19 protein-coding genes and 1 pseudogene are annotated in these 23,672 nt (G+C 45.6%); 15 read left to right on the top strand and 5 right to left on the bottom strand.

The genetic code is table 11. The features are described from left to right. Positions 1-21: 21 nt before the first annotated feature. Both OO774_RS15140 and OO774_RS15135 read right to left on the bottom strand, forming a co-directional pair. Positions 22-2,475, bottom strand: a complete 2,454-nt coding sequence (locus OO774_RS15140) for an EAL domain-containing protein (RefSeq protein WP_264903422.1) — start codon at positions 2,473-2,475, stop codon at positions 22-24. A gap of 154 nt (positions 2,476-2,629) precedes the next feature. Continuing rightward, positions 2,630-3,538 (bottom strand): DMT family transporter, encoded by a 909-nt coding sequence (locus OO774_RS15135; protein ID WP_264903421.1) that lies wholly within the window; start codon positions 3,536-3,538, stop codon positions 2,630-2,632. A 169-nt stretch (positions 3,539-3,707) separates the two neighbouring features. Here OO774_RS15135 and rmuC point away from each other — a divergent pair, with 169 nt between their 5' ends. The 7 genes and pseudogenes from rmuC to tatC all read left to right on the top strand — a co-directional run bounded on the left by rmuC (position 3,708) and on the right by tatC (position 9,906). Continuing rightward, positions 3,708-5,252, top strand: coding sequence for a DNA recombination protein RmuC (gene rmuC, locus OO774_RS15130; protein ID WP_264903420.1), 1,545 nt, complete (start codon positions 3,708-3,710; stop codon positions 5,250-5,252). 76 nt (positions 5,253-5,328) lie between these two features. After that, complete coding sequence (gene ubiE, locus OO774_RS15125) at positions 5,329-6,108, top strand: bifunctional demethylmenaquinone methyltransferase/2-methoxy-6-polyprenyl-1,4-benzoquinol methylase UbiE (protein WP_264903419.1); 780 nt, start codon at positions 5,329-5,331, stop codon at positions 6,106-6,108. An 11-nt stretch (positions 6,109-6,119) separates the two neighbouring features. Then, positions 6,120-6,755 carry an SCP2 domain-containing protein gene (locus OO774_RS15120; protein WP_264903418.1) on the top strand — a complete coding sequence of 212 codons (636 nt, stop codon included), beginning with the start codon at positions 6,120-6,122 and terminating at the stop codon, positions 6,753-6,755. Beyond that, on the top strand, positions 6,752-8,386 hold the full coding sequence (ubiB, locus tag OO774_RS15115; protein ID WP_264903417.1) for a ubiquinone biosynthesis regulatory protein kinase UbiB: 1,635 nt from the start codon (positions 6,752-6,754) through the stop codon (positions 8,384-8,386). Before OO774_RS15120 ends, ubiB begins: the two co-directional genes overlap by 4 nt. 49 nt (positions 8,387-8,435) lie before the next feature. Then, entirely contained in the window at positions 8,436-8,693 is a 258-nt protein-coding gene (gene tatA, locus OO774_RS15110; RefSeq protein ID WP_264903416.1) for a Sec-independent protein translocase subunit TatA, read from the top strand. Positions 8,694-8,696: 3 nt separating this feature from the next. Beyond that, positions 8,697-9,002 (top strand): annotated as a pseudogene (tatB, locus tag OO774_RS15105) (Sec-independent protein translocase protein TatB); the annotation flags it as partial. Positions 9,003-9,162: 160 nt separating this feature from the next. Next, positions 9,163-9,906 carry a twin-arginine translocase subunit TatC gene (gene tatC / locus OO774_RS15100; RefSeq protein WP_264903414.1) on the top strand — a complete coding sequence of 248 codons (744 nt, stop codon included), beginning with the start codon at positions 9,163-9,165 and terminating at the stop codon, positions 9,904-9,906. Between the two features lie 76 nt (positions 9,907-9,982). On the opposite strand, the gene OO774_RS15095 is transcribed toward tatC, so the two are convergent. Next, positions 9,983-10,753, bottom strand: coding sequence for a TatD family hydrolase (locus OO774_RS15095; protein WP_264903413.1), 771 nt, complete (start codon positions 10,751-10,753; stop codon positions 9,983-9,985). A 184-nt stretch (positions 10,754-10,937) separates the two neighbouring features. On the opposite strand from OO774_RS15095, the gene hemB reads away from it, so the two are divergent. The 3 genes from hemB to polA all read left to right on the top strand — a co-directional run bounded on the left by hemB (position 10,938) and on the right by polA (position 15,995). Beyond that, positions 10,938-11,999: a porphobilinogen synthase gene (hemB, locus tag OO774_RS15090; RefSeq protein ID WP_264906119.1), complete on the top strand. Its 1,062-nt coding sequence runs from the start codon at positions 10,938-10,940 to the stop codon at positions 11,997-11,999. A gap of 140 nt (positions 12,000-12,139) precedes the next feature. Continuing rightward, complete coding sequence (locus OO774_RS15085) at positions 12,140-12,574, top strand: GNAT family N-acetyltransferase (RefSeq protein WP_264903412.1); 435 nt, start codon at positions 12,140-12,142, stop codon at positions 12,572-12,574. A 628-nt stretch (positions 12,575-13,202) separates the two neighbouring features. Next, entirely contained in the window at positions 13,203-15,995 is a 2,793-nt protein-coding gene (polA, locus tag OO774_RS15080) for a DNA polymerase I (protein ID WP_264903411.1), read from the top strand. Between the two features lie 754 nt (positions 15,996-16,749). Here the strand turns inward: polA and yihA are convergent. Further along, positions 16,750-17,409, bottom strand: a complete 660-nt coding sequence (gene yihA, locus OO774_RS15075) for a ribosome biogenesis GTP-binding protein YihA/YsxC (RefSeq protein ID WP_264903410.1) — start codon at positions 17,407-17,409, stop codon at positions 16,750-16,752. A gap of 159 nt (positions 17,410-17,568) precedes the next feature. Between yihA and OO774_RS15070 the strand changes: the two genes are divergently transcribed. The 5 genes from OO774_RS15070 (at position 17,569) to hemN (ending at position 22,259) form a co-directional block, all read left to right on the top strand. After that, complete coding sequence (locus OO774_RS15070; RefSeq protein WP_264903409.1) at positions 17,569-18,186, top strand: cytochrome c4; 618 nt, start codon at positions 17,569-17,571, stop codon at positions 18,184-18,186. Positions 18,187-18,977: 791 nt separating this feature from the next. Then, the gene (locus OO774_RS15065; protein WP_264903408.1) at positions 18,978-19,616 is read left to right on the top strand and encodes a class I SAM-dependent methyltransferase; all 639 of its coding nucleotides are present in this window, start codon (positions 18,978-18,980) and stop codon (positions 19,614-19,616) included. Then, positions 19,616-20,158 carry a Der GTPase-activating protein YihI gene (gene yihI, locus OO774_RS15060; protein ID WP_264903407.1) on the top strand — a complete coding sequence of 181 codons (543 nt, stop codon included), beginning with the start codon at positions 19,616-19,618 and terminating at the stop codon, positions 20,156-20,158. The genes OO774_RS15065 and yihI overlap by 1 nt, the downstream gene beginning before the upstream one ends. Positions 20,159-20,165: 7 nt before the next feature. Next, the gene (locus OO774_RS15055; RefSeq protein ID WP_264903406.1) at positions 20,166-20,654 is read left to right on the top strand and encodes a DUF2489 domain-containing protein; all 489 of its coding nucleotides are present in this window, start codon (positions 20,166-20,168) and stop codon (positions 20,652-20,654) included. A 213-nt stretch (positions 20,655-20,867) separates the two neighbouring features. Then, entirely contained in the window at positions 20,868-22,259 is a 1,392-nt protein-coding gene (gene hemN, locus OO774_RS15050) for an oxygen-independent coproporphyrinogen III oxidase (protein ID WP_264903405.1), read from the top strand. A 288-nt stretch (positions 22,260-22,547) separates the two neighbouring features. On the opposite strand, the gene add is transcribed toward hemN, so the two are convergent. Next, positions 22,548-23,552, bottom strand: coding sequence for an adenosine deaminase (add, locus tag OO774_RS15045; RefSeq protein WP_264903404.1), 1,005 nt, complete (start codon positions 23,550-23,552; stop codon positions 22,548-22,550). Positions 23,553-23,672: the final 120 nt, after the last annotated feature.

The raw sequence follows: 23,672 nt of genomic DNA, 5'->3' as shown, positions 1-23,672 counted from the left end.
ACTTGTTGAATGATACGTCGGTCATAGAAATAGCTTGTTGGGAACAACTGGAGGGCTAAATAGATATCCCTGTCCGTAAATGCACCCTTTGTCTGACAGGTATTGTGCCTGTTCTTGCGTCTCAATTCCTTCTGCGACGACTTTAAGTGATAAGGTTTTGCCCATCGCGATGATCGCATTAACGATGGCGTTGCTGTCGCTGTGACTCGGTACATCTTTCACAAATGAACGGTCGATCTTCAATTTGTTGATCGGCAGACCTTTCAGGTAAGAAAGTGAGGAATAGCCGGTGCCAAAATCATCCAAAGATATTTCAATACCGAGTTCTCGCAGTTGATTTAACGACGCAATGGCCTGTTGTGGATCGATCAACAAAAAGCTTTCGGTAATTTCAATATCTAAATGCTGCGCGGAAAAACCAGTCTCTCGAAGTATCCCCCGGAGTCGGTCAATAAAGTTTGATTGCTGCAGTTGGAGTGCGGACACATTGACAGCCATTCTGCCGAATTTAACTCCGGATTCCAGCCACGAGAGGCCTTGAATACAAGCCTGTTTAAGTACCCAATCCCCGATGCTTTGAATCAGCCCCGTTTTTTCTGCAATCGGGATAAAATCAGCAGGAGATACCAAGCCAAACTCTGGATGTTGCCAGCGTAACAGGGCTTCCACACCCACGATCGTGTTTTGTTCCAAATCATATTGAGGCTGGTATTCCAAACGCAGTTGATTGAGTTCTATAGCCTGATGCAGGGCAGATTGAATTCGCACGTGTGAAATGGACTTATGGGTTAGATCTGGGGAATAAAAAGCGTAGCCGTTACGCCCATTTTTTTTCGCTAAGTACATGGCTGTATCAGCATTTTTCAGTAGCGTTTCGCTGTCATGTCCATCTGTGGGGTACATGGCAATCCCAACACTGGCAGAGACTCTCAGTGAGTCGTGACTGGTCAGCTTAAATGGTTGATGGAATACACCTAAGATGCTGTCCACCGTTTCGGTCAGCGCGACATCACTTTGGGCTTCTGGAAGAATAATCACAAATTCGTCACCGCTGATACGGGCGACATGGGCATTCAGGTGTAAGATGTCTTGTAGTCGCGTCGCCAGTTTGGACAGTAGTTGGTCACCACAAAAGTGGCCCATGCTGTCGTTGATGTGCTTAAAGTGATCGATATCCAGAAACAGGGTTGCAAAGCCTTGCTGTTTCTTTCTGCCCGTTTCTATGTGTTGCTCGATCAGACTGAGTAAATGAGTACGATTTGGCAAGTTGGTTAACGGGTCATAAAACGCCATTCGCTGTAGCTTTTCTTCATGCGCTTTGCGCACCGAAATGTCTTCAAACACGCAGATATAGTTGATCAGCTGGTCTTTGTCGTCCATTACCGCACTGATGGTGGCAAGTTGAGGGTAAAAGCTGCCATCTTTCTTGCGGTTGATGAACTCCCCTTTCCACTGTCCGTTAGTTTGTAGCTCAGACCATAACTCTAGATAGAAGTTGTTATCGTGGTGTCCAGAATGAAGGATTTTCGGTGTATGACCAATTACTTCTTCTGCACTGTATCCCGTGATGCTCGTGAAGGCCGGGTTGATATCGATGATGTTTGCATCACGATCGGTGATGATCATCCCTTCTTGCGAGTTATTGAAGATTTTAGATGCCAACGTGAGTTGGGTTTCTATGGTTTTCCTTCGAGTAATGTTTCGTGTCATACCGAGAACACCAATCAGTTCACCTGCTCGATTTCGCACGGGTGACTTAATCGTTTCGAGCCATGTTGGATTGTTGTTCGAATCGATTTGTCGGCACTCTTCGACAATATTTTGATTACCAGTTTCTACCACTGAAATGTCCGCTTGAATGAACTTTTCAGCACGTTGTTCGCTGAACAGGTCAAAATCATTGTTACCGATGATCTCCTGATTGTTTTTTTGCCAAGCTTGTTCAACGCTTCGGTTTGTCATTGCGTACAGGCCATCGATACCTTTGATCCAGATATGGTCTTCAAGGCAGTCGATAAACTCTTGCAGTGTTGGCAGCTGATTTTGAGTTTGCTTAAGTCGCAGATGGCGATCCTGTTCTTGATGGTAATATTGGCTGACATCAAAGCTGAACCTACCTGCCAGTGCGCTCAACCACGCAGACACGGAGTCGCTTTGTGCGTGTGAGTAAGTCAGTGTCACAGCAGCAAATAAATCGCCATTAGGTAACCACACCGGACAAATGCTGACGGCCTGATGATCACAAGCCGTGTTGACTGTTTCGAATTTAAAAGGGGTAAAGCGTGCAGTAGTCTGCTCTACCTCGGCAACAATAGCATCATGGTCCTGCGCTGAGGTCGACACTTCACTGAGCTGCCAATGGCTGTTGCCATTTAAGGTATACACTCGTCCCTGTGCATGGTTGGCATCACAGCACTGTTGCAGGGCATGTTGCCAGTCTGCTAATAAAGAAGATGGAATATCAAAGCGAAACATAATTAGTACGGTATCCTGGAGTGCCCAGCGATGTGTTTATAAAAATTAAAGCCGAGTTGGCTATTGGGCTGTGGCAGTATCGTATCCAACGCTCAGATAATTCCAAGCAATAGAAGATGCTTGAGATCATAAAAATGCTTTTTGATAACGTTTTTCATTGAGAAGCTTTCGCTGTCTTCACTTTTTTGCCAAATTTGATCTGCTGGATCACCAGTCCGCCGATAATCAACACCAGGCCTATCAGGGTGGTTGGGTGAATCTCTTCGCCAATGATGGTTGCGAGCAATATCAGCGAGACAAATGGTGAGGCGAAAATCAGGTTACTGATGCGCGCGGTATTCTGGGTTGATTTGAGCGCGCTTAGCCAAAGTACAAAAGTAATCCCCATTTCAAACAAACCGACATAAGTCACAGCCAACCAACCTTGCGGTGAAATCTGTTGCCAGCTTGCACCTTCGTAAAGACTGATGGCAATTGCAAATGGAATCGCGACCAGAAAACCAAGCAGTACCCCTACAACCGGGTCTGCTTTGTTTTTGGTGTTTAGAATCCAGTAGCCAGCCCATAACAGGGTTGAGAGTAGCGCCAATCCTACACCGAGAGGGCTTTCAAAGTTTAATCCCAGGATATCGCCCTTGGTCGCAATCACGATCACGCCAAAGTAGCTCAACGCGCATGTAATCCAATCTTTAACACGAACTTTCTGGCCGAGAAAAACCGCCGCCATGAGCGTCAGTGTAATGGCCCAACTGTAGTTGATGGCCTGAGCCTGTGATGCCGGGAGCAAGTCATAAGCCTTAAAAAGAATCAGGTAGTAAGCCAGCGGGTTAATTAACCCCAGCAGCAGGTAATAATAAGGGTTTGACAGAAAGGTATCGCTAAGCTGATTTAACTTGCCTTGAACACCGCATACGATGATGAGCGCAAGAGCGGAAACGACGCTGGCGATACACAGCATTTGAATCGGAGTGAACTCGGCTAATGTGAGTTTAAATGCGGTCGCCACTGTTGACCAAAGTAATACTGCTGAGAGCCCAAATCCTAGGGCGCGACGCTCATTCATGATGCCTCTGTATCGTGTTCAAAGGCTCGACGATAAGGTTTTGAGCGAGCCAAAGGATATTATTTTGAGCAGCTAGTGTATGCGAGGATTTTTCATCCAACAAACTGGACATTTATCCAGTGTCTAAATACCATTGTTATAGAACTAAAACACAGGCTAACTCGCTATTATGCAATGGATTCTTGAGCATCAATCTCTCATTCTCTCTTCTCTTTGTGCCGCATCTGCCAGTGGCGTGGCGGTAGGGTGGTGGGTAAAACAGCGCTTTATCTCACAAACTCAATTGCTTGAGCAGCAACTCTCTGCGGAAAAACAGCTTCATCAACAACAGCTTGAGCAAGTCAATCAGCGTTTGACTGACGCGCAACAAGAACTGGATGAACTGGATGACGAGCGCGACAAGGCCGCCTTTGAAGTACGCCAGTCACACGGTAAGTTGATGGCGGCAATGGAGAAGCTGCGTTATTTCGAAGCCGTCAAACAAGAACGTCAGCAGTATTTTGATGAGCTCGGCAACATGCGTGAGCAAAAATCGCGTCTGGAAACACAACTGCGAGAGCAGCAAGCGCGCCATGAGCAAGTGAATCAGTCGAATGCGGAAAAGTTGCAAATACTGGAGCAAGCGGAAGTCCGCCTGAAACAGCAGTTTGAACATCTTGCCAACCAATTATTCGAAGAGAAAACCGCCAAGGTAGATGTGCAAAACCGTCAGAGCCTGGAAGGCTTACTCTCGCCATTGCGAGAGCAGTTAGATGGGTTTAAAAAGCAAGTCAATGACAGTTTTAGTCAGGAAGCCAAGGAGCGTCATACGCTGGTGCATGAGCTAAAAAATCTACAACGCTTAAACGAACAAATGACACGTGAAGCGGTGAACTTAACTCAGGCTCTGAAGGGCGATAACAAACAGCAAGGCAATTGGGGCGAAGTGGTTCTCGCCCGTGTGCTTGCAGAGTCTGGATTGCGTGAAGGGCATGAATACCAAACACAGGTGAATTTGCAAAATGAAGCGGGCAAGCGCTACCAGCCTGATGTGATTGTGCACCTTCCGCAAAACAAGCAAGTTGTGGTCGATTCTAAAATGGCGTTGGTAGCGTTTGAGCGTTACTTCAACGCAGAAACGGATGCCGAGCGTGATCAGGCGCTGAATGCTCACCTCGTCGCGCTGCGTGCGCACATCAAGGGCTTGAGCATGAAGGATTATCACAAGCTGAAAGGCATCCAGAGCCTGGATTATGTGCTGATGTTTATTCCGGTGGAACCTGCTTTTCAGGTCGCGATTCAGGCCGATCCGAGCTTAGTTAAAGATGCGATGGAGCAGAACATCATTTTAGTCAGCCCAACCACTCTGCTGGTGGCGCTGCGTACTATTGATAATTTGTGGCGCAATGAGCGTCAGAATGAGAATGCCAAATTGATCGCCCAGCGAGCGACCAAACTTTACGACAAACTGCGTTTGTTTGTTGATGACATGCAAGGGTTGGGTGGTGCGCTGGATAAAGCCAACCAAACGTATCAGGGCGCTATGAATAAACTCGCTACAGGTCGTGGGAACGTCATCCGACAAGCGGAAAGCTTCAAGCAACTTGGCGTCGAAGTTAAACGTCCTATTTCTTCTGATCTTGCCCAGTTAGCACAGAGTGAAACATTTTCGGAAAATGAATCCCCAAATGAATCGTTAGTAGAAAGACATCCGGCTGAGGATAAAGTAAACTAATTGCCCGCAGTATATTGGGCGACGATATTTGTCAGCAACCGCCCAGCAGTGAAAGTGCTGCCTAAGAGGAATTAGAATGACGGACACAAGCTTGCAATCCAATAATGCATTAGAGAACGAAACCACCCACTTTGGTTTCACGACCGTAGCGAAAGAAGAAAAAGTAACCAAAGTTGCCGAAGTTTTTCACTCCGTGGCAGCGAAGTACGACATCATGAACGACCTGATGTCTGGAGGTGTTCACCGCTTATGGAAGCGTTTCACCATTGATTGTAGTGGTGCTCGCCCTGGGCAGCGAATTCTGGATCTTGGCGGTGGTACCGGTGACCTGACAGCGAAATTTTCGCGCATCGTCGGCGATCAGGGTCATGTCATTCTGGCGGATATCAACAACTCAATGCTGAATGTCGGCCGCGATAAGCTGCGTGATAATGGCATTGTCGGTAACGTGCATTACGTTCAGGCAAACGCAGAAGAGCTGCCATTCCCGGATGATTACTTTGACGTTATCACCATCAGTTTCTGTCTGCGTAACGTCACCGACAAAGACAAAGCACTGCGTTCAATGTTCCGTGTTCTAAAGCCGGGCGGCCGTCTATTGGTGCTGGAGTTTTCAAAACCAATCATTGAACCATTATCGAAAATTTATGACGCGTACTCATTCCATCTGTTGCCAAAAATGGGTGAGCTGGTGGCGAACGATGCAGAAAGTTACCGTTATCTTGCAGAATCGATCCGCATGCACCCAGATCAAGACACGCTGGAAGGCATGATGCAAGAAGCGGGTTTCGAAAACACCAAATACTACAACCTGACGGGTGGTATTGTGGCGCTGCACCGCGGCTTCAAATTCTAAGGGTTAACGGCATGCCATTTGAACCTCTTATTACTGCCGTGATTGAAACGTCGCTGAACACGCTGATTAAAGACGATCCGGCTTTGGGTCGTCGTTTAGCACGTCTTAAAGGCCAGGTTATTCAAGTTCACCTGAAAGAAATTAATAAGACACTGACGTTTATTTTCAGTCAACAGATTGATGTGTTGGGTCACTATGAAGGACAACCTGATTGTTATCTATCTTTGCATTTAAGCGTTTTGCCGGAGCTGCGTGAACAAGCCAACATCACCCGACTCATCAAGCAAGACAAGCTTGAACTTGAGGGAGATATCCAACTGGCGCAAAAGTTCTCTCAGCTCATGGTGGATTGCAAACCAGACATTGAAGAATGGCTATCGCGATTGACTGGAGATGTCGTAGCCCATACGGTCGTTCAGGGTTCAAAAAACGTCGGTAACTTCTTTGTTTCTCAGGCCGAAAAGCATCAGCGTCATCTCGCTCAAGTCGTCACGGAAGAGTGGAAGTTTGCCCCGGCACCTCTCGAAGTCGCGCATTTTTGCGATCAAGTGGACGAAGTACGCAGTCAGGCTTCGCGTGTGGAAGCGCGCCTGAATGCTCTGCTTGATAAATTGGATTCAGATAAGCTTGCGCTGGAGAAACCATGACCCCGGCAGAAATAAAACGCTTATACCACATCGCTAAAGTACAACTGGAATATGGCTTGGACGAGTTGTTGCCGGATCATCAACTGACTAAAGCGCCGCTTTGGATGCGCAAAAGCCTATTCTGGATTAAAAATAAACACCCTGAGAAGCCTCTAGGTGAGCGCCTTCGTTTAGCATTGCAGGAACTGGGTCCGGTATGGATCAAGTTCGGTCAGATGATGTCGACCCGTCGTGACTTATTCCCTCCTCATATTGCTGATCCACTCGCGTTGCTTCAAGATCAGGTTGCCCCGTTTGATGGTGAGCTGGCAAAACGACAGATGGAAAAAGCGTTAGGTGGACCACTCGAAAACTGGTTTACCGAGTTTGATATCAAACCTCTGGCCTCTGCGTCTATTGCTCAGGTGCACACCGCTCGCTTAAAAGACACTAACCAGGAAGTGGTATTAAAGGTCATTCGCCCGGATATTCGTCCGGTTATTGATTCTGATCTAAAACTGATGCTTCGAATGGCGCGTATAGTCGCGGGGGCGTTGCCTGAAGCACGTCGTTTGAAACCGGTCGAAGTGGTTCGTGAATACGAGAAAACCCTTCTCGATGAACTGGACCTGCGTCGTGAGGCAGCAAACGCGATTCAACTGCGTCGAAATTTCGAAGGAAGTGAAGAATTGTACGTTCCTGAAGTTTTTCCTGACTTCAGTAATGAAACTGTCATGGTTTCTGAGCGAATATATGGCATTCAAGTTTCTGATATAGAAGGCTTGAAAGCAAATGGCACCAATATGAAACTGCTGGCTGAACGCGGCGTGAGTGTGTTCTTCACTCAGGTGTTCAGGGACAGCTTCTTTCATGCCGATATGCATCCTGGTAACGTCTTCGTCAAACCAGAACACCCGGAAAACCCAATGTGGATTGGGTTAGATTGCGGGATCGTTGGTACACTTAATAGTGAAGACAAACGTTATCTGGCGGAAAACTTCCTGGCATTCTTCAATCGTGATTATCGTCGAGTGGCGGAATTGCATGTGGACTCAGGTTGGGTGCCGGCAGATACCAATGTTGACGAATTTGAGTTTGCGATTCGCATTGTCTGTGAGCCTATTTTCGCTAAGCCATTGTGTGAAATCTCCTTTGGCCACGTGTTATTGAATCTGTTCAATACAGCCCGTCGCTTTAATATGGAGGTTCAGCCTCAACTGGTGTTGTTGCAAAAAACTTTGCTTTACGTTGAAGGGCTTGGCAGACAGCTCTATCCGCAGCTCGACTTGTGGGAGACTGCGAAACCATTCCTTGAAGAGTGGATGATGAATCAAGTTGGTCCGCAAGCTTTAGTCAATGCGATTAAAGATCGAGCGCCATTTTGGGCGGAGAAATTACCGGAGTTACCTGAGCTGCTTTATGATAGCCTCAAACAAGGTAAGGCAATGAACCAACGTATGGATCAGCTTTATCAGGGCTACCGTCAAAGTAAGCGACAACAGGCAACAGGTAAGTTTTTACTTGGTGTTGGCGCCACTTTAGTCGTATGCTCGGCAATATTGGTGGATAACGCTTATGAGCAGCTATCGTTCGCTTGCGGGATTGCAGGTGTCACATTCTGGCTGTTTAGTTGGCGAGCTTATCGTCGTTAGACGGTAAACTCTTGAAATACATTTTGTTTAAAGACCCGAGGTAAAAAGAATGGGTGGTATCAGTGTTTGGCAACTTTTAATCATTGCTGTAATTGTTGTATTACTATTCGGAACCAAGAAGCTACGTGGTATTGGTGGTGATCTAGGCGGTGCCGTTAAGGGCTTCAAAAAAGCAATGAGCGATGATGACGAGGCTGCGAAAAATGCGAAAGACGCTAAAGACGCAGACTTCGAGCCAAAAAGTTTAGAGGAGCAGCAAAAAAAAGAAGCTGCACCTGAAACTAAAAAAGACAAAGAGCAGGCGTAAAACGTGTTTGATATCGGTTTTTGGGAACTGGTATTGATATCTGTTGTTGGTCTGGTCGTTCTTGGACCGGAGCGTTTGCCTCATGCTATTCGAAGCGTATCGCGTTTTGTCGGTGCGGCTAAGAGTATGGCAAATAACGTCAAAGACGAATTGTCGCACGAGCTGAAAGTCCAAGAGCTGCAAGAGAATTTGCGTAAAGCTGAGCAAATGGGGATGAAAGATTTATCTCCGGAGCTGAAGTCTTCTGTAGAAGAACTGAAGCAAGCAGCGCAATCTGTAAACCGCCCTTACGCGGAAAACACTGAGTCGGACGCAAAACCTGCGCAAGCAGAGCCTGTCGTTGAGTCGGTAGAAAAAGCGCAAGATATCAAGGTTACAGCGGCAGATAAGAAAGCCGAATAGTCTCATTAGGAGGAGCTGCTAGGATAAGTGGCTCCTTTTTGATCTGGTTTTTACAAAGAGGTTTGCCATGTCTACCGTCGAGCAGACACAACCTTTAATTAGTCACTTGTTGGAGCTTCGCAACCGGCTACTGCGTGCAATATTGGCAGTGTTGGTGGTGTTTGTCGGGCTAGTTTATTTCTCTAACCACATTTACGAGTTTGTCTCAGCACCTTTAGTCGAGCGTTTGCCCGAAGGGGCAACGATGATTGCGACCGATGTTGCGTCACCGTTTTTCACTCCTCTGAAGTTGACATTGATTGCGTCGGTTTTTATCGCCGTACCATTTATTTTGTACCAGGTGTGGGCATTCGTTGCGCCGGGTCTTTATAAGCATGAACGCCGTTTAATCATGCCACTGTTGTTTTCCAGCTCTTTGCTTTTCTACTGCGGCGTGGCGTTTGCGTATTTTGTCGTATTCCCGCTTGTGTTCGGTTTCTTCACCGCGATATCGCTTGGTGGTGTAGAGTTTGCCACTGATATTTCCAGCTATCTGGATTTTGTACTGGCGCTGTTTATGGCGTTTGGTATTGCTTTTGAAGTTCCGGTGGCGATCATTCTACTGTGCTGGACGGGGGCAACGACACCAAAAGAGTTAAAACAAAAACGTCCGTACATCATCGTTGCTGCGTTTATTGTTGGTATGGTGTTAACACCACCTGACATGATTTCGCAGACTCTGCTGGCCATTCCAATGTGCTTGCTGTTTGAAGTGGGTCTGCTGTTTGCGCGTTTCTACACGCGTAAAGACGAGGAAGAAACGGAAGAGTAGCGCAGAAATAAGTAAAAGAGCGAGGTGTAAAAATCTCGCTCTTTTTTCATGTATGAGGGGACGACTGTTTGGACGCTTATTTGCTTTCTAGACCAAATAGCTTGTTGGCATTCGCTGTCGTCACAGAGTCTACTTCTTCAATGGTTAACTCTCTCAGTTCAGCAATACGCTGGGCAACCAGAGAAGTATAGGATGGCTCGTTGCGTTTCCCGCGATGTGGGACCGGCGCTAAGTAAGGGCAGTCAGTTTCCAGTATGACCCACTGCATATCGAGGTGAGGAATAACTTTGTCCATCCCACCATTTTTAAACGTTGATACGCCACCCAAGCCGAGATGGAAACCTAACTCGTTAATCGCTTTTGCTTCTTCCAAACTGCCGCCAAAACAATGAAATACGCCACGCAAGCGGCCATCTTGCTCCTGGCGTAGCAGGGTTAATGTCTCCTCGATGGAGTCGCGAGTGTGGATCACAACTGGCAAGTTCATCTCTTTTGCCCAGTTAAGTTGGGTAATAAATGCCATTTCCTGCTCAGCTCGGTAGGTTTTATCCCAGTACAGATCGATACCAATTTCTCCCACAGCGATGAAATTGTGTTTCTCAAACCAGTTGCGAATGATCTCCAGCGTTTGTTCGACATTATCATCCACATAGCATGGGTGAAGGCCCATCATCGAATGGCATACTTCAGGATAAGCAGCTTCGGTTTCCAGCATAGGCTCAATCGATTCCAGATCGATGTTTGGCAGCAAAATCTTGTTTATGCCTTGCTCTAGCGCGCGTTTTACCACTTCGTCGCGGTCATTATCAAATTCGCTGGCGTATATATGCGCGTGGGTATCGATCATCGTTAATCTCTGTGCTTGATTGTGTTGGTTATCTGAGAAGTATACTTGAGTGTGAGTGCGGGGTCATTTTCAGTTTTTTCCCGCGCCTTTTTCCAGATTGTCACCCGCAAAGTGCATCAAGAGTGATATGATTTTGTCCACCAGATGATTTGATCATCATAACCGTCCAGACAAGGAGAAAATGGTGTCTGTATCAATTCAAGGTCCATTCCCTGCACGCCGTATGCGTCGTTTACGTAAGCATGACTTTAGCCGTCGTCTAGTGGCTGAGAACCAACTTTCTGTTAATGATTTGATTTACCCAATGTTCATTCTGATGGGCAAAGATCGTCGTGAAAGCGTAGAATCCATGCCAGGTGTAGAGCGATTGTCGATTGACTTAATGCTAGAAGAAGCGCAATACCTTGCAAACTTAGGTGTTCCTGCAATCGCGCTTTTCCCTGTCGTAAACCAAGATGCGAAAAGCTTATGTGCGACCGAAGCTTACAACCCGGAAGGTTTAGTTCAGCGTGCCGTTCGTTCTCTTAAAGAGCATATCCCTCAAATTGGTGTGATTACCGACGTTGCGCTGGATCCATTTACCACGCATGGCCAAGACGGCATCATTGATGAAGACGGCTATGTAATGAATGATGAAACTACCGAAGTATTGGTTAAACAGGCGTTGTCTCACGCAGAAGCGGGTGCTGATATTGTTGCGCCATCAGACATGATGGATGGACGTATTGGTAAAATCCGTGAAGCACTGGAGGAAGCAGGCCATATTCATACTCAAATCATGGCTTACTCTGCGAAATACGCTTCGAACTACTACGGGCCATTCCGTGATGCGGTCGGTTCTTCGTCTAACCTTAAAGGTGGCAATAAGAAAAACTACCAAATGGATCCGGCGAATATTGATGAGGCGATTCATGAAGTCGCGCTGGATATCAATGAAGGTGCCGATTCTGTGATGGTTAAGCCTGGGATGCCTTATCTGGATGTGGTACGCCGTGTGAAGACTGAGTTGCAGGTTCCGACATTTGCTTACCAAGTGTCGGGTGAGTACGCGATGCATAAAGCGGCGATTCTAAACGGTTGGTTAAAAGAGCGTGAAACGGTGATGGAATCATTGCTATGTTTCAAACGTGCAGGCGCTGATGGCATCCTGACTTATTTTGCCAAAGATGTGGCGGAGTGGTTAGCGGAAGAAAACGCACAAGCGGCTCAATATCTAAATATGTCTCAGCAAGCGACAGAAGAGTAATTATCGCTTAGTGAGAAAAACCAGACCGACAATTGTTGTTCGTCTGTATATACCCAAGTAACCTCTGGCGGATCAAATAAGGCTTATTTATTTAGCAGCAGTCCAAGGTGCTTGGGTATTTTATTTCTGGAGAAAGAACAATGACAATGCTGATTCGTGAAGGCACGTTGGAAGAGGCACTTCAAGTGGTAACCCGTGTGAAAGAGTTTACCAATGAAGAAACAATCGAGTCTATGGCACAGCGTCTCGGCGATAAAAATAGCTTGATTCTGGTGGCAGAAAAGAACAGCTCCATTTTGGGCTTCAAAATTGGGTATGAATTGGATGATGATACTTTTTACAGCTGGTTTGGTGGCGTAGCTCCTCAGGCTCGTAATGAAGGGGTTGCACAAATGTTGTTAGAGGCCCAGGAAGAGTGGGTTGCTGAACAAGGTTATAAAACCCTTAAAGTGAAGTCTCGTAACCAGTTTCCAGCTATGCTTAGATTGTTGCTGAGAAATGGGTATATCATTGAAAAGTTTGAAGAAAATGTAAATCTTCGCGAATCTAGAGTGCACTTCATTAAAGCGATTTGAAAATAAATGAGATTTTTTCTCATTTAATTGTTGACAGTCAAATGAGAATCATTATTATTAAACCTGTCTTAGGGAATGAGGAAAGGTTCACAAGGACGTTGATTTACTTATTAATAGTTGTTGATTAACAGAAGTTGATTAACTGGTGTTGAGAAGGTGATGAAACAGTTTCTAAGAACTTGCACGAACTCTTTTTGACACGACATTGCTCACATTGCTTCCAGTGTAATTTATAGCTTCTTGGTTAAGCAGCTTGATAAAAATTGCTTTACCACTTCTGCTAGGCGACCCAATTGGGTCGCTTTTTTCTTTTCTACGATTTCATTTGACGCCACGATTTATAACTTTTCCACATTTGATGATCATTTTTAGATCGTTGATCTTTTCATCTTAAAATAAAATTATTTAATGTTATTAGTAGCTTAGTTTGGTTGTTTTCTTTGTTTTATAATCTTGTATAACCAGTGGATAAATAATATGAACAGAGTTATCCACAGGGGTTGTGCTCTTTTAGTGTATCTGCTCGAAATATTTACGCGATCTGGATCGAGCGAACAAGATAGATTCAGATCAGTAGTCATGGCATCCTAAGCAGATCTCTTAAGTACTGACTTGGATACAGACAATTATGGCAAGTATTCCTGAAAATCCGCTGATTCTTATCGACGGCTCTTCTTATTTATATCGCGCTTTTCACGCCTACCCAGGCACAATGAGTAATGGTGAAATACCAACCAATGCAGTCTACGGTGTAGTCAACATGCTACGCAGTATGATGCGTCAGTTTGCGTCTGATCGTATTGCAGTGGTTTTTGATGCGAAGGGTAAAACCTTCCGTGACGATATGTATCCAGAATACAAAGCGAATCGTCCGCCAATGCCGGATGATCTTCGTTGTCAAATCGAGCCGTTACATAATGTGATTCGCGCGATGGGCTTGCCTTTAATTTGTGTTCCTGGCGTAGAAGCTGATGATGTGATTGGTACTTTGGCTTATCAGGCATCGCAAAAAGGTATGCCAGTCTTGATCAGCACCGGTGATAAAGACATGGCGCAGTTGGTGGATGACAATATCACCCTGATCAACACCATGACCAATGTTGTGATGGATCGTGAAGGTGTGATTGAAAAGTTCGGTATTCCACCGGAGTTGATCATCGATTACCTGGCGTTAATGGGTGATAAAGTCGACAACATTCCGGGTGTGCCGGGTGTGGGCGATAAAACTGCAACTGCGCTGTTGCAAGGTATTGGTGGCCTGACGAAGCTTTACGAAAACTTAGATGATATTGCTCCATTGGGCTTCCGTGGTTCAAAAACCATGGCGAAGAAGCTGGTCGACAACAAAGAAAATGCGATGCTGTCCTACGAACTCGCTACCATTAAGCTTGATGTTGAGCTGGAAGAAACTCCGGAATCACTACTCAAAGCAGAACCAAGCAAAGACGAGCTGATCAAGTTATATGGTCAACTGACGTTTAAGTCTTGGTTAAATGAACTGTTAGAAGGCGGCTCTGGTTCTGTTGAAGCGGTAGAAATGGCTGGGTCTGCACGCACATCGTCTGCTTCTTCTCATGCTGAGATGGAAACGTCAGCGGTGACGATTGATCGTAGCCAGTACGAAACTATTTTAGACGAAGCGTCTTTTAGTGCTTGGTTAGAAAAACTCAAAGCCTCTGAATTGTTCGCTTTCGATACTGAAACCGACAGCCTCAACTACATGGTGGCGAATCTGGTTGGTCTCTCGTTTGCAATTGATGAAGGCATCGCCGCTTATGTGCCTGTTGCTCATGACTACCTTGATGCGCCACAGCAGTTAGATCGTGATTGGGTATTAGAGCAGTTAAAACCTATCTTAGAAGATGAGTCACAAGCCAAAGTCGGTCAGAACCTGAAATACGACGCTTCTGTTTTAGCTCGCTACGGCATTGAGATGAAAGGCATCAAGCACGACACCATGTTAGCGTCTTACGTGTACAACAGCGTAGGCGGTAAGCATGATATGGACAGCCTGGCTCTGCGTTTCCTTCAGCATAGCTGTATCTCATTCGAACAGATTGCAGGTAAAGGTAAAAAACAGCTGACCTTTAACCAAATCGAACTTGACCAAGCGGCGCCATACGCAGCAGAAGATGCGGATGTCACGCTTCGTCTGCACAACCGTCTGTTTGCCAATATTGAGCAAGACGACAAGCTAAAGTCGGTCTACGAAGAGATCGAAATGCCACTTGTGCCTGTGATTTCTCGTATTGAACGCACCGGGGTTTTGATTGATGACATGAAGTTGGGCGCTCAGTCAGTAGAAATTGCCGCACGCTTGGAAGAGTTGGAACAAAAAGCGTACGAAATTGCAGAGCAAGAGTTCAACATGAACTCACCAAAACAGCTGCAAGCTATCCTGTTTGAGAAAATGGGTTTACCGGTAGTGAAAAAGACACCATCTGGCACGCCTTCGACCAATGAAGAAGTTCTGCAAGAGTTGGCATTAGATTACCCGCTACCAAAACTTATCCTGGAATACCGTGGTCTGGCGAAGCTTAAATCGACTTACACCGATAAGCTGCCGAAGATGATTAATCCAACCACAGGACGCGTACATACCTCTTACCATCAAGCGGTAACGGCGACGGGTCGTTTGTCATCGACTGATCCAAACTTACAGAACATTCCTATCCGTAATGAAGAGGGACGCCGTATTCGCCAGGCATTTGTTGCACCGACAGGTTACAAAATCCTGGCGGTCGACTATTCGCAAATCGAACTGCGTATTATGGCTCACCTGTCTGGCGACCAGGCTCTGCTTGATGCATTCCGCGATGGTAAAGACATTCACGCAGCCACTGCCGCTGAAATCATGGGCGTGGGTATTGATCAAGTATCTAGTGAACAGCGTCGCCGAGCGAAAGCGGTTAACTTCGGTCTTATCTATGGTATGAGTGCGTTCGGCTTAGCGAAACAGTTAGGTATCCCACGTGGAGAAGCACAAACTTACATGGATAAGTACTTCGAGCGTTACCCTGGTGTGATGCAGTATATGGAAGACACGCGCAGCGCTGCAGCCGATCAAGGTTATGTTGAAACCATTTTTGGTCGTCGTTTGCACCTACCAGAAATTAAATCTCGTAATGGGATGCGTCGTAAAGCGGCTGAGCGTGCGGCGATCAATGCGCCAATGCAAGGTACAGCGGCAGACATCATTAAGAAAGCGATGTTGCTTGTTGACCAATGGATTCAGGCTGAAGGTAACGGTCGAGTGAAACTTCTGATGCAAGTACACGATGAACTGGTATTGGAAGTGGAAGAGTCATCATTGTCCGAAATTGAAAGTAAAGTACAGAAATTGATGGAATCCGCAGCGGAGCTGAAAGTGCCTCTTGTTGCAGAAGCAGGACATGGTGACAACTGGGATCAGGCGCACTAGTCAATTTTAAATCGATTTAGCTATTTTAATATGAGCCAGCGCACAAACGCTGGCTTTTTTTTGGTATTAAAAAAGCAAGGCCAATCTGGAGTTTAATGTCATTTAATAAAAATTTAATGAAAAAAAATTACAAAAATTCTTTGCAATTCTGACCAATTGTTGTACATTAATACTCGTAGGGTACAGAGGTAAGATGTTCTATCTTTCAGACCTTTTGTTTCACGTTATTGGATTAGGCTGATTCAGCCGCCCCAGTCAGTTTTTGACTGGGGCGTTTTTTATTGGGCGAAAGAAAAGTTATTTTATAACAATCAGTTATGTTTTTTTGCTCTGCTTCCATCTTCACTCCTTGTAACTCTCTGACCACTCTAGCTTTTTCCTTTCTATTGCCTTGATATCCATCCTGTAAATTTACGCCAATCACATTCTGATTTTTTCTTGACGGAAACTAAGTCGTTAATAATTACAATTGTTTTTATTTTAAGTTTCTGAATTTTATTGCTTTTGTTTTGGCTGGGTATGACGGGGAGACTAGGGTACGGAAATCTGGGGGCTTTTTATGCTATTGAAATCATTTAATAGTTCAGTAATGCTCTCAGCATAATAACAACTACCAAGTTTTCTCTCCCGTTATCCCTGCCAGGAAGGTGGGGATTTTTATTTTCTGTCATTTCCTTTCTTATCTGTTAGACAAACAAAAGCCCCACCAACGGGTTGGCAGGGCTATGTCATAAAATTTAACAAAAATTGTTAACTATTCTTCATTGCTTTCTGGCATTTCTAGCTCGTCTTCTTCGATAAGATGTGCCAGTGCAGGCGCAAACCAAGTATCCAGTTTGGCACGTAATTGATCGACACCTAACCCTTTCAAAGAAGAGAATACATCCACGTCGACATCACCACCGAAAGTTTCAACTTGCTTACGAATCTTAAGGAGTGTCTGTTTACGGGCACCACTTTTCAGTTTGTCTGCTTTGGTTAGCAGTACCTGGACAGGAATACGGCTATCAATGGCCCAGAAAATCATTTGCTGGTCGAGATCTTTCATTGGGTGACGAATGTCCATCAGAACCACTAAGCCTTTTAGACACTCGCGTTTCTGCAGGTATTCACCCAAAGATTTCTGCCATTTGTTCTTCATCTCTACTGGGACTTGAGCAAAGCCGTATCCCGGTAGGTCGACGATATGACAACCTTCTTCTACTTTGAAAAGGTTGATTAATTGGGTACGACCTGGTGTCTTTGATGTCTTGGCTAAGCTTTTTTGGTTAGTCAGACGGTTAAGTGCACTCGATTTACCAGCGTTTGAGCGTCCTGCAAACGCAATCTCGACACCTTCGTCCTCCGGCAAGTGGCGAATATCGGGTGCGCTGGTGATGAAATGCGTATTTTGGTAATGAATTTTTACGCTCACTGTTAACTCCATCTCGACTTTGTGTAGTCGATTGATTACTTTTTTGTGAAATTGTGTAAAATAACCGTGCTCGGCATGAGGTCGCCTATTGTACCATGAGTGTACACGGTATGTTCACATTCCGTGGTACTGGAAGCTTGATAATTATAATGGAATGTCATGAAGAAATTAGCGCTAATTTTGAGTGTTTTAGCCAGCTGCTCAGTATGGGCCCAAGGTAGTATTGAGGCTGGTAAAGCAAAATCACAAACCTGTGTCGCCTGTCATGGTGCAGATGGCAACAGTGCAATCGCAATGTATCCTAAACTTGCTGGTCAACACGCTAAGTATCTTGAAAAACAGTTACAAGATCTTAAGTTAGGTATGACAAGCGGTGGTAAGCAAGGTCGTTACGATCCCGTCATGAGTGGTATGGCCATGCCGCTAAGCGATGAAGACATCGCCGATCTATCCGCATACTATGCTTCTCTGCCAACATCAGAGAATTCAACGCCAGAAGACGTCGTTGAGAAAGGCAAAGTGCTTTACACTGCTGGTGATGCCGAACGTGGTCTAACAGCATGTATTGCATGTCACGGTGCACGTGGTAACGGTACTGAGCTTTCAGGTTTCCCTAAAATTTCTGGTCAGCATGCTGACTACATCAAAGCTCAGTTAACTAAATTCCGTGATGCTAGCCGTGGTAACGATATGAATGCCATGATGCGTGATATCGCGAAGAAAATGACAGATGAAGATATTGAAGTCCTGTCGCAATACGTTGGCGGTCTGCACTGATAACTGATAACCCTACATAGTTCGAGCAATGTTTCACAAAATGCCCCGGCGAATTCGTCGGGGCATTTTTGTTGGTGATGCAGCTCACACCCGACTCAATCAGCTAAGTAGATATCTAGCTCGGCAGTTTGTGAGATATTTGCCATACTTGTTGTTGCCTTTTTCTCTTCAAACAATCTTAAGTTCATGATTAATAATGCCTTTTTTCGGGAGTGGAAAAAATGATACGTTTTTTTTCTGTGCTCGACTTGTCGCAAGGTTTGATCGGCGTAAAGTAGAAGTTGTTCACAAGGGGGTGAACACAGGGAAATATAGACCAAGGTTTCGGTCTCAGGGATTCAAGCTAGGGATGCTTGGTTGCTGCAAAAGGATTTGGGTAGGCAAGGAGCCTGCCGGATAAGGATGGTCATCTCGTCTGACGGTTAAGACAGTGAAAAGGATCAGGCACAGGAAGTCGCCCAGAAGACAGGAAGTTAATGGATAGCCAAAATTCATCAGGAAGATGAAAAACAACACTTTTTGGCAAGGAAAGCTCGAAAAACAAAAGGATTATTGGTGCACTCAATGCGTGCAACACAGTTTCGCCACATAAGATGGCATTAGGAAGCGGCAGTTTAACTGTCGCTTTTTTTATTTCTTTTACAATGAAATTGACATCGAAACTCTCTCAGCAGGCGATGTCGCATCAGAATCAGAGTTTTTTAGTAAAAACTGCTGAAAAAATGTTCAGTAACACTCCAATCTGAGTTCAGTTTCTGGTATGTTTCGCATCCCTGTTTGAGGAAGTCAGCATGCATACCTGTCCTTTATGCCACAATCAGCACACTCACCATTATTTTGAAGATAAGCGTCGCGAGTATCTTCAATGTGAACAGTGCCGTTTGGTGTTTGTAAATCCAGACCAACGTTTGGATGCAGATACCGAAAAAGCTCACTATGATTTGCATGAGAACAATCCCGCAGATATGGGATACAGACGCTTTTTGTCGCGAATAGCTGATCCAATGACAGAGCGAATTTCTCCACAATCGAACGGAATCGACTTTGGTTGTGGTCCGGGCCCGACGCTTTCTCTGATGTTAGAAGAAACGGGCCACAGCATGGCGTTATACGATCTTTATTATCACCCTGATACTTCGGTGCTAGAAAAGCAGTATGACTTCATGACAGCAACGGAGGTGATTGAGCACCTCTACCACCCAGATATGGTGTGGAAGCAATGGTTGAATTTAGTTAAGCCGGGGGGCTGGATTGGCCTGATGACAAAAATGGTCATCGACGCAGAGGCTTTCAAATCGTGGCATTATAAGAACGACCCAACGCATGTGGTGTTTTTTAGCCGTGAAACGTTCCAGTTCCTAGCTGAGCGGGATAAGCTCGAACTTGAATTTATTGGTAATGATGTAATTTTACTGAGGAAGACCCAGTAATGAGCCGTAGTAAAAAATCTAGAAAGCCGGGTGCCACAGGCGCACCTGATGTTATTGTCACTCGTAACCGTACTGAATCAGACGTGGAAGGCCGTTTACGTAAGCGTGCGAAAAAGCGCAAAGGTTTGAAAACGGGCAACCGCAACTCGGAAGGAAACGAGCAGAAGCAACGCGCCGCTGCACAAAATCGTGACCCACGTTTAGGCAGCAAGAAGAAGATCCCTCTGATTGTTGAGCCAGCGAAGAAGATGACCAAGCAAGAGCGTCGTCTGTCTGCAGAACAAGAGCTAGAGATGCTGGAAAACGATGCACAATTGAATGTGTTGTTGGATCGTATCGAAGCGGGTGAGAATCTGGGTACCGGTCTACAAAAATACGTAGACGAGAAGCTGGATCGCATCGAGAAGTTGATGGACCAACTCGGTCTGTTAGAACCGGAAGAAGAAGATGACTTTACTGCTCCTGCTGCAAAAGGTTCTCGTAATGACGATGATCTTCTTGCGGATTTTGATGATATCAACTTCGACGACTACAAAGGATAATTAAGCGATGAACGTAACCTTATTAGCAATTGCAGGAGCGGTGATCATCATTGCTCTGGCTTCTTATGCAGGTTACCTTCTGCTTCAATTGAAAAAGCAAAAGGAATTGCAGCTGAAGCATCAAAAACTGGCGATTGATAAACGTAACGCCAACATTTTTGAGAACGTGCATACCTTGTGTCAGGCAGGCATTCAAGGCCAGTGCGATTTGTCGGAAATCAGTATTCGTGTTTACTGCATCATGGACTATGTTCAAGGTGAAGACCGCATCGATTTTGACAAAACGTATCCTGCAATTTCTGAGCTTTATCATATTGTGAAAGATATGGCGCGCGGTGAAGATCGCCAGCAACTTGCCAAAAAAGAGCGTATGCAACAGACCTTGGCTCGTCAAAAAGCGGAAAGTCGCTTAACCGAGTCGATCGTTAAAGAACTCGAATTGTTGAAGAAAAACGTCCAGCCACTGAATAATCAAATTAATATTCAGATGATCTAGCCATCAGAAAGCCACTTGATTGCTTGAACTCGCTTCCCCCAGTAATGCTTTATGGCTGCTGGGGTTATCGTGATCACGCTAACATTTCTTTGGTTTTATAATTAAAAAGCCAAAAGTGATTACCGCGGTTATCACTATCGTGTGGCAAAATACACAGATCTGGGTATTGGGTGGCGGTTTTTGTCACTCTAACATTTAACGGAAAGTACCACCATGTCGAATCAACACACTGAATCGAAACAACAAGTCGTTTGGGATCAAGCAGTATTGGATAAGTACAACTATTCCGGTCCTCGCTACACGTCATACCCAACAGCATTAGAGTTTCATGAAGCATTTACCATTTCTGATTATGATATGGCATGCGCTCAGTACCCTGATCGTCCATTGTCGTTGTACGTTCACATTCCGTTCTGTCATAAGCTTTGCTACTACTGTGGTTGTAATAAGGTGATTACTCGTCACTCGCATAAAGCCGATGAGTACCTCGATGTTCTAGAGCACGAAATTCGTCAACGTGCTTCATTGCTTGCGGGCCGAACGGTAACGCAACTGCATTTTGGTGGTGGTACACCAACGTTCCTATCTGAAAAACAGATCACACGTGTGATGAATCTACTTCGCCAGGAATTTTTCTTCAGTGATGATGCTGAGATCAGCATCGAAGTCGATCCGCGAGAAATTGAGCTTACTATGCTGGATCACCTGCGTAGCGAAGGCTTTAACCGCTTAAGTATCGGTGTTCAGGACTTTAACAAAGAAGTCCAGAAACTGGTTAACCGTGAGCAGGATGAAACGTTCATTTTTGATATGGTGGCACGTGCGAAAGACTTGGGCTTCCGCTCGACAAACCTGGATTTAATCTACGGCTTGCCGAAGCAGACCAAAGAGTCTTTTGCTAAGACACTGGAACAAGTGCTTGAAATGTCGCCGGGTCGTCTCTCGGTTTTCAATTACGCTCACATGCCGCAACTTTTTGCCGCTCAGCGTAAGATTAAAGATGAAGACCTGCCACAAGCCGAAGAAAAGATGGCGATTTTGCAAGACACTATCGCAACGTTAACCGATGCAGGCTACCAGTTTATCGGTATGGATCACTTTGCTAAGCCCGATGATGAACTTGCGGTTGCCCAGCGAGAAGGTGTGCTGCATCGCAACTTCCAGGGTTATACCACACAAGGTGAGTGTGACTTAGTCGGCTTTGGCGTTTCGGCGATTTCGATGATTGGTGATGCTTATGCGCAGAACCAAAAAGAGTTGAAGAAGTACTACGCTCAGGTGAATGACCTGCGCCATGCGCTTTGGAAAGGCGTCTCGCTGGATGCGGATGACTTACTACGCCGTGAAGTGATTAAGCAACTGATCTGTAACTTTAAACTGGATAAAAAAGCCATTGAGTCGGAGTTTAAGGTTAAGTTTAATCAGTACTTCAAAGAAGACCTGGAGCTGTTACAAACCTTCATTAATGATGAGCTGGTCGAAGTGGATGACAACGAAATTCGTGTCACTTTACGTGGTCGTCTGCTTATCCGTAACATCTGTATGAGTTTCGATAAGTACCTCCGTGCGAAGGCTCGTCAGCAGCAGTTCTCTCGAGTGATTTAAAACTCGATAGATTCCGGATACAAAAAATGCCACAGAACGTTTAGTAACGAATAGTGTAGTCATATTTTTCGGTCATCCTGGATAGCGACGAAGGAGCGTGATTCAGGATCTACTCTCCGAGTGTGTTAGCTTTAAAGGCGTTAGTTTTGACTGTGAGTTTGTTGTTGGTAGATTCCTGATGTCGCTAGAGCTCCTCGGAATGACACAAATGAGTGGATATTGAGTACTTACCTATTCCGACTAAAAAATGCCAGCAGATGCTGGCATTTTTGTCTCTAGTTGCTGCGATTAGACGCGATCTTTCACTTTCTCTTTCAGCTCAGATTTCTCTGCGTCTGACAGGAATGCCAACTCAAGGCCATTGATTTGCGCCTGACGAATCTGTTCTTGGCTCAAACCAGCAGCTGGAGCAGCGACTTCGTATTCGTACGGCAGTTCGATACCTTCAACAGCTGGGTCATCGGTGTTTAGACATGCAAGAACACCATGTTCAAGGAACTGTTTTAGCGGGTGATTCGCCAGTGAGGCAACGGTGCTGGTCTGAATGTTTGATGTCAGGCAAGATTCAATCCCAATGCGGTTTTCTGCTAGGTAGTCCATCAATTTTGGATCTTCAAGCGCTTTCACACCGTGACCGATACGCGTTGCACCTAATGTGTTGATTGCTTGCCACATACTTTCTGCACCAGCAGCCTCGCCAGCGTGAACAGTCACGTGAAGACCCGCGTCTCGCACTTGTTTAAAGTGAGAAACAAAACGATCACCTGGTTGACCGAGTTCGTCACCTGCAAGGTCAACCGCCACAATATGGTCTTTCTGACTCAGAATACCGTCCAGCTCTTGCTGGCATGCATCGATACCGAATGTACGGCTCATGATACCAATCAGATTAGCTTTGACACCGAAATCACGAATCCCTGCTTGAACACCATCGACAACCGCTTCGACAACGCCGGCTACTGGCAGGTTGTGCTTCATCGCCATGTAGTAAGGCGAGAAACGCAATTCCGCGTAATCAATTTGCGCATTTAGCGCATCTTCCACGTTTTCGTACGCAACACGACGACACGCGTCTAGATCACCCAATACCGCTACGCCCCAGTCAAGCTTTGAAAGGAAGGCAACAAGAGAGGGCTCCGCTTCGACAATCTGAACGTGTGGCGTTAGAGATTCAACGTCGTACGCAGGTAGTGTCATGCCAAATTGTTGGCCAAGATCTAGGATAGTCTGAGTGCGAATGTTGCCGTCTAGGTGGCGGTGCAAATCTGTGAGAGGAAGGTGCTTAGTTATCATTATGTCGATCCGGATAGTTATGAACTGGAACAGGGCCCAAACATCATCTGTGACAATACATGGGGAAGATTTGCAGTTAAGTATAATTAACAGTTTGGTTGATTGTCAGTAGAGCGTGAC

The organism is Vibrio sp. STUT-A11, assembly GCF_026000435.1.
Classification (GTDB): Bacteria; Pseudomonadota; Gammaproteobacteria; order Enterobacterales; family Vibrionaceae; genus Vibrio.
The sequence above is the reverse complement of the archived record's forward strand: the minus strand, read 5'-3'. Positions and strand labels throughout refer to the sequence as shown.

Excerpts from the sequence above, each read along its gene's own strand:
- yihI (WP_264903407.1), top strand. The coding sequence starts at position 19,616 with ATGAGCCGTAGTAAAAAATCTAGAAAGCCGGGTGCCACAGGCGCACCT.
- ubiB (WP_264903417.1), top strand. The coding sequence starts at position 6,752 with ATGACCCCGGCAGAAATAAAACGCTTATACCACATCGCTAAAGTACAA.
- rmuC (WP_264903420.1), top strand. The coding sequence starts at position 3,708 with ATGCAATGGATTCTTGAGCATCAATCTCTCATTCTCTCTTCTCTTTGT.
- OO774_RS15095 (WP_264903413.1), bottom strand. The coding sequence starts at position 10,753 with ATGATCGATACCCACGCGCATATATACGCCAGCGAATTTGATAATGAC.
- ubiE (WP_264903419.1), top strand. The coding sequence starts at position 5,329 with ATGACGGACACAAGCTTGCAATCCAATAATGCATTAGAGAACGAAACC.
- tatA (WP_264903416.1), top strand. The coding sequence starts at position 8,436 with ATGGGTGGTATCAGTGTTTGGCAACTTTTAATCATTGCTGTAATTGTT.
- tatC (WP_264903414.1), top strand. The coding sequence starts at position 9,163 with ATGTCTACCGTCGAGCAGACACAACCTTTAATTAGTCACTTGTTGGAG.
- hemN (WP_264903405.1), top strand. The coding sequence starts at position 20,868 with ATGTCGAATCAACACACTGAATCGAAACAACAAGTCGTTTGGGATCAA.
- add (WP_264903404.1), bottom strand. The coding sequence starts at position 23,552 with ATGATAACTAAGCACCTTCCTCTCACAGATTTGCACCGCCACCTAGAC.
- OO774_RS15065 (WP_264903408.1), top strand. The coding sequence starts at position 18,978 with ATGCATACCTGTCCTTTATGCCACAATCAGCACACTCACCATTATTTT.
- OO774_RS15120 (WP_264903418.1), top strand. The coding sequence starts at position 6,120 with ATGCCATTTGAACCTCTTATTACTGCCGTGATTGAAACGTCGCTGAAC.
- OO774_RS15140 (WP_264903422.1), bottom strand. The coding sequence starts at position 2,475 with ATGTTTCGCTTTGATATTCCATCTTCTTTATTAGCAGACTGGCAACAT.
- OO774_RS15085 (WP_264903412.1), top strand. The coding sequence starts at position 12,140 with ATGACAATGCTGATTCGTGAAGGCACGTTGGAAGAGGCACTTCAAGTG.
- OO774_RS15135 (WP_264903421.1), bottom strand. The coding sequence starts at position 3,538 with ATGAATGAGCGTCGCGCCCTAGGATTTGGGCTCTCAGCAGTATTACTT.
- polA (WP_264903411.1), top strand. The coding sequence starts at position 13,203 with ATGGCAAGTATTCCTGAAAATCCGCTGATTCTTATCGACGGCTCTTCT.
- OO774_RS15055 (WP_264903406.1), top strand. The coding sequence starts at position 20,166 with ATGAACGTAACCTTATTAGCAATTGCAGGAGCGGTGATCATCATTGCT.
- OO774_RS15070 (WP_264903409.1), top strand. The coding sequence starts at position 17,569 with ATGAAGAAATTAGCGCTAATTTTGAGTGTTTTAGCCAGCTGCTCAGTA.